We start from the raw sequence: 1,254 nt of genomic DNA on the forward strand, positions 1-1,254 counted from the left end.
AAAACTATCAGCTTGAGAGTCAGGAGAAGCCCATATGAACATTAGCCGAGTTGGTGTGGATATCGCAAAGTCTGTCTTTCACGTACATGGCGTTGACCGGCATGAGAAGCCTCAATGGCGAGGTAAATATACCCGGGCCAAGTGGCTGGAGGCTGTCTGTCGACGCGTTCCTCAAGGCGCCACCATCGGCATGGAGGCATGTGCATCGGCGCATTATTGGGCGCGCGAACTTCAAGCGCGTGGCTACCATGTGAAGCTCATAGCGGCCCAATTCGTGAAACCTTACGTTAAAACGAATAAAAATGATCGGGCAGATGCTGAAGCGATTTGTGAAGCATTAGGCCGTCCAACGATGCGCTTCGTGGCCGTAAAAACCGTTGATCAACAGGACAGTCAAGCCACCCACCGGATCCGTGAAGAGCTGATTAGCCAGCGCACAGCGAAGGCCAATCAAATCCGTGGCCTCGTCGGTGAGTATGGGTTTATTGCCCCCACTGGTATTCAGCAGTTACGGCGGGCGCTGCCTCTTTGGCTAGAGGATGCCACCAACGGGCTCAGTGACCGCTTTCGCCGCCTATTGGCCGACTTAGCGGATGACTTACGTTATTTAGACGAGCGCGTTGCGCAGTTAACGTCCGCCATTGAAACACATGCCAACACCGACCCGGTTGCCAAGCGCTTGATGACCCTCCGCGGCATTGGCCCCATCACCGCCAGTGCCTTATCAGGTGTACTGGGTGACGGTACTATATACAAGCGAGGACGCGACTTTGCCGCCTCATTAGGACTGACCCCGCGTCAACATAGCACGGGCGGAAGAGAGCGCCTGTTGGGGATCAGTAAACGTGGCAATAGTTACTTACGCAAGCTGCTGGTACATGGCGCCCGCGCCGTCCTTCGTTATTCGGTGAAAAAAGACGACGGACTCAGCCAGTGGATCAAGCACCTTGCCGTGCGCAAACATCGCAACGTGGCGATCGTGGCACTCGCCAATAAGACAGCGCGTATGGCGTGGGCCGTCACACGTTACGAGGTGCCGTATAACCCTGAGTTGGCCGCCGCCGCTTAAACAGGTGACGCGACCATCAATGTTGAACCTTTAACCGGTGTTCCTACCGCCCCGACTGCACCACCACAAGAGAGATGGCGAACAGGTCGAACCGACGTCGGGCCATACCGTGTAGCGCGTAGAGCAAGAAAGCTCGTTTACGCTGAGGGTACCCGACGTGCGAATAGCCCATTAAGGTCCGATGT

Annotated in this window: 1 protein-coding gene; it reads left to right on the top strand. The window is 55.7% G+C overall.

Translation table 11 applies throughout. The features are described 5' to 3' along the window. Positions 1–34: 34 nt before the first annotated feature. Complete coding sequence (locus INT22_RS12765; RefSeq protein WP_193060515.1) at positions 35–1,069, top strand: IS110 family transposase; 1,035 nt, start codon at positions 35–37, stop codon at positions 1,067–1,069. Positions 1,070–1,254 lie beyond the last annotated feature (185 nt).

Origin of the sequence: Halomonas sp. 3D7M, assembly GCF_014897885.1 — a bacterium.
Classification (GTDB): Bacteria; Pseudomonadota; Gammaproteobacteria; order Pseudomonadales; family Halomonadaceae; genus Vreelandella.

Excerpts from the sequence above, each read along its gene's own strand:
- INT22_RS12765 (WP_193060515.1), top strand. The coding sequence starts at position 35 with ATGAACATTAGCCGAGTTGGTGTGGATATCGCAAAGTCTGTCTTTCAC.